The organism is Streptomyces sp. NPDC047061 (assembly GCF_040643955.1).
Lineage (GTDB): Bacteria > Actinomycetota > Actinomycetes > Streptomycetales > Streptomycetaceae > Streptomyces.
The window spans coordinates 1-4,293 of record NZ_JBEYVI010000110.1 but is presented as its reverse complement, the minus strand read 5'-3'; the positions used below and the strand labels follow the sequence as shown (position 1 = coordinate 4,293).

The following is a 4,293-nucleotide window of genomic DNA, read 5'->3' as shown; positions in this document are numbered from 1 at the left end:
TGCGCGCAGCATCTCACCGGCTACAAGCGTCCCACCTCGTACATCGTGGTGGAGGCCATCCCCAAGAACGCTGTCGGCAAGATCGACAAGGTCGCGCTGCGAGCCGGCCGTACCTCCACCTCCGTCGGGGCCTGACGGCCCGGGACAGACGGATGCCGTCGTATGGCACACGAAGTCGTCCGATGTTCCTCGTCAACACCCGCCGGCGGAAAGCTCTTCGCCTGAACCATTCCCGCCGAGTGCGCCGTGTGGGAACTCGCCGCAGGCACAGGCACCGTCGGCGAGTTCCCGCACGTGGCCGTCAGTCGACCATCCGGTTGAGTTTCCGGACGCTCTTGTCGAAGGCCCGGGTGGGGACGATGCGGCGCAGCACGCTGGCGCGTGCGGCGATCGAGCCTGCGGGACAGCTCAGCTTCGGCTTCGTGTCGGTCACTGCCGCGACAACCGCCTTGGCAACGACAGTGGGATCGTCGCCGCTCCGCATCTGTGCCTCCACCACCTCGTCGAAGACGGCCCGTCGCCGCGCGTACACCGGCAGAGGTGTGTCCGCGTCCACCATGTTCGTGTCGAACGGGGTGTTGACAGGGCCGGGCTGGAGCAGTCGGGACGGCCGTGGCGGCTCGCCAGTCGGCATGACGAACCGCCACGGCCCACAGGAGTGGCACGTGAGCCATGGACGCTACTCGTCGAGGAACTGGAGAGCGTGCTTCAGGAATCGCTCCGGGTACTGGAACTGCGCTCCGTGCCCGGCGTCCGGGTAGATGATCAGCTGAGCGTTGGGGATGTTCTGGGCGAGGTGCCAGGAGTGGATCGTGGGGATCATCACGTCGTCCTCGCCGTTGAGAACCAGCGTCGGCTGGGTGATCGCGTTGAGGTAGACGAAGGGCGTCTCGCCCGGCCGCAGCGGCGCGTAGGCGACGGCCGCCTCCACCTGCGCCATCATGAATTCGGGCGAGCTCGGCGGATCCTGGTCGACCCGCCGGTGACGCCGCTCCCAGAAGGCCTTGCCCGCTTCCTGCGCCGCCTCCGAACGGCCGAAGAACAGGTAGAGGAAGTCCTCCAGGGTCGGGACCGGATGCGTCGCGACCTCTGCGAACGCCTTGGGATCGGCGGCCGCCTCCCCGCCGCGCACGCCGGTGCCGATCAGCAGAAGCTTGCGCACCAGCTCGGGATGGCGCAGCGCGACCTCCTGGGCCTGGATGCCACCGATCGAGAAGCCGAGCAGGTCGACCTGCTCCAGCCCCAGCGCCCGGATGACCGCGGCGATGTCGTCGGCCATGTCCTCGATCCGGTTACGCGGTGTGCCGGACGACGAGGCGAGGCCGCGGCCGTTGAACAGGATGACCTCACGACCCTCGGCGAAGCGGTCGGTGATCAGCGGATCCCAGTGGTCGAGTCCCCCACGGAAGTGCTGGACGAAGAAGAGCGGGACACCGGAGGGCTTCCCCCAGCGCCGGTAGGCGAACCGGTCCCCGTCGACCTCGATGTACTGAGTCGGTGCGGTCACATGCGTGTCACTCACGGCGGCGCCTTTCTGTAGTCAACGAGACTTAGAATGATGGTCGTAATTCAAAAAGTCAACCGCTTTGATGTCGATCGACATCTATGTACGGTGGGCAGCCGAGCGTCGACAGGAGAGGCGGGCCGAACATGCGGCTCACCAAGGCGCAGGCAGAGCAGAACCGTGCGCACATCGTCGCGACAGCCGCCCGACTGTTTCGCGAGGGCGGCTACGACGGTGTCGGCATGGCGGAACTGACGGCAGCGGCCGGGTTCACCCATGGCGGGTTCTACAGGCACTTCCGCTCCAAGGCCGCCCTGATGGCCGAGGCGTCCGCGAACGGGCTCTCACGGACCGCGTCCCTGACAGAAGCTCTGGACGTCGCCGAGTTCGTCGAGCCCTACGTCTCCCGGGGACATCGCGACGGGCACGGCGAGGGCTGCACCATCGCGGCCCACCCTCACCGCCGACCGGGCCGCCGAAGTGCTCGCCGGCGCGGGCCTGCGCCGAACGGAGGCCGAGGCCATCCGCCGGGACGGCGTCGCCTACGACCTGGGCGACGTGTCCCCCGAGATCCGGTGCGTGGCCGCCCCGGTCCGGGACGAGGCGGGAACGGTGGTCGCCGCCCTCAGCATCTCGACGACGGCGGCCCGATTCGCACAGCACCAATACCGGCTCACCGAACGGCTGCGGGAGGCGGCCGCCGTGCTGAGTGAGCGGCTCCGTTCCCACGGGGCCTGAGCCCCGAGCCCGACCTGTCCCGGTCCCGGAGTTCACGCGGTGCTCTCCTTCACCTCGGCAGGCATTGACCAAGGCGGTCAACGCCTTGTCCGACACTGCCTCCGGCGGCACTTGACGTGCACCAGGGACAAAGCATTACGGTCATCATATGAATATTCGAGCACTTGTCTTTGATGTGTTCGGCACGGTCGTGGACTGGCGCTCGGGCGTCGCACGTGACATCCGTCGGCTGGTGCCCGAGGTGGACGCCGAGGCGTTCGCCGACGCATGGCGCAGCCAGTACCTCCCCTCGCTGGACCGCGTCCGGCGCGGCGAGCTGCCCTGGACGAACCTCGACGAGTTGCACCGGGCATCACTCGACGAACTGCTCGCCGAGTACGGGGTGCCGGATACCCCTGAGGGCGTGCGCGCCGAGCTGGTGCTGGCATGGCATCGGCTGGACCCCTGGCCGGACTCGGTGCCGGGGATGGAGCGGCTGAAGAAGCGGTTCGTCATCGCGTCCCTGTCCAACGGGCACGTCGCGCTGCTCGTGAACATGGCCAAGCACGCCGGACTGCCCTGGGACACCGTGCTGTCCGCAGAGCTCTTCGAGCACTACAAGGGCGACCCCGAGGCCTATCTGGGCGCCGCGCGACTGCTCGGCCTCCAACCGGAGGAGGTCATGATGGTCGCCGCGCACGTCGACGACCTCGCCGCGGCCCGGGCGTGCGGTCTGCGTACCGCCTACGTACACCGTCCGCAGGAATTCGGCTCGAAAGCTGCCCTGCGGCCGCCGAGCACCGACCCGAAAGCCGATGTCTCGGTGGCCTCACTGACGGAGCTGGCCGACCACCTGACCGACTGAGGCTCCACAATCCATCGGGAATGCACCGGTCACAGTCGCTCGTGGAGCACAGACGCACACCGCGGCGGACGGGTAGCTGCTCCCCGGCCCCGCCCGGTCGGGGAGCGCGGCGGGCCCGTCCTTCGTCGCGTTCGCGCCCGCCCTGAACTACGGGCGGTGTCCAGCAGCTCGCCGACTGGGGCCTACAGGGTCGGGGCACCGGCCAGGAGACTGAGGGCGCCGAACCACAGGATGCCCGGATTGATGCGCTCCGGGTGCAGGGCGAGCATCCCCTCGTAGAACTCCGTCGCTGTGGGTGAGCCCTGTAGCAGCCGGTCCGCGTCGTCGAGGTAGCGCCGGGTGCGGCCGATGTCGGCGGGGTCGTCCGCCCGGGCGGGGTCCTTGTGGCCGGCCACCACGGACTCCGCTCCGAGCGACTCCACCCGGCCGAGTGCGCGACGCCATGCGTCAAGGCCTCCGCCCGCGGAGTCCGAGAGCGCGGGGTGCACCCCGTTGTAGACGACGTCGCCGGCAACGGCGAGCTTCAGGCTCGGCACCCAGAGCACCGTCGTGTCGTCGCCGTCACTGTGCCCGACCTCGACCGGCTGGAGCGCGTTCCCCTCCAGGCTCAGCCCCTCCTCACCGACGACGCTCACCTCGACGGGGGTTGCCGGGATCCGGCCCGGGAAGAGCACGTCCCAGAACGGCCCACGTGACTCCGGCGTGGCCAGCGCTGCCATGTGGGCCTTGGTCCCGGCCGTCGCACGCACCACCACGCCGGGGAACCGTTCGAGCAGGACGGGAGCCCCCAGCCAGTGGTCGCCGTGGCCGTGCGTGATGTAGATCTCCGTGAGGTTGCGGCCGCTCTTCTCCACCCAGGCCAGCACCTCGCGCGTGGTGTCGGTGGTGAAGGGCGGGTCGACGAGGACGGCGTCACGGTCGCCGTAGATCAGGGTCGTCGAGATCGGCGACCACACCATCGGCTCGCCGTCGGGAAGGTTCAGGGTGCCGCTGCTCTGCGAGATCGCGGGCGTGACGAACACCTCGTACCGCAGTGCGGTCATGTGCCTCTCCTCGTCCTTCCGCCACGGCCCTGGTGGCCGTCAGAACATCGTGTTGTCGTTCATGGCCTTCTCCGGCACGTCCTGTGAGCCGTCCCAGTGCTCGACGATCTTTCCGTCGCGCACCCTGAACAGGTCGATGACCGCGCGCCCGCGTTCGCCCGGAG

The 4,293-nt window shown here is 68.9% G+C and carries 5 protein-coding genes and 1 pseudogene; 3 read left to right on the top strand and 3 right to left on the bottom strand.

All coding sequences use genetic code 11. From position 1 onward, the window contains the following. Positions 1-301: 301 nt before the first annotated feature. Positions 302-634 (bottom strand): hypothetical protein, encoded by a 333-nt coding sequence (locus ABZ887_RS50910; RefSeq protein ID WP_361306527.1) that lies wholly within the window; start codon positions 632-634, stop codon positions 302-304. 45 nt (positions 635-679) lie between these two features. After that, positions 680-1,522, bottom strand: a complete 843-nt coding sequence (locus ABZ887_RS50905; protein WP_361306525.1) for an alpha/beta hydrolase — start codon at positions 1,520-1,522, stop codon at positions 680-682. Between the two features lie 83 nt (positions 1,523-1,605). Between ABZ887_RS50905 and ABZ887_RS50900 the strand changes: the two are divergent. The 3 genes and pseudogenes from ABZ887_RS50900 to ABZ887_RS50890 form a co-directional block, all read left to right on the top strand. After that, a pseudogene (locus ABZ887_RS50900) lies at positions 1,606-1,821 on the top strand (helix-turn-helix domain-containing protein); the annotation flags it as partial. 163 nt (positions 1,822-1,984) lie between these two features. Beyond that, complete coding sequence (locus tag ABZ887_RS50895) at positions 1,985-2,242, top strand: IclR family transcriptional regulator C-terminal domain-containing protein (RefSeq protein WP_361306523.1); 258 nt, start codon at positions 1,985-1,987, stop codon at positions 2,240-2,242. A 148-nt stretch (positions 2,243-2,390) separates the two neighbouring features. After that, positions 2,391-3,086 (top strand): haloacid dehalogenase type II, encoded by a 696-nt coding sequence (locus ABZ887_RS50890; protein WP_361306521.1) that lies wholly within the window; start codon positions 2,391-2,393, stop codon positions 3,084-3,086. 182 nt (positions 3,087-3,268) lie between these two features. Here the strand turns inward: ABZ887_RS50890 and ABZ887_RS50885 are convergent, their stop codons facing one another. Continuing rightward, positions 3,269-4,129 (bottom strand): MBL fold metallo-hydrolase, encoded by an 861-nt coding sequence (locus ABZ887_RS50885; RefSeq protein WP_361306519.1) that lies wholly within the window; start codon positions 4,127-4,129, stop codon positions 3,269-3,271. Positions 4,130-4,293 lie beyond the last annotated feature (164 nt).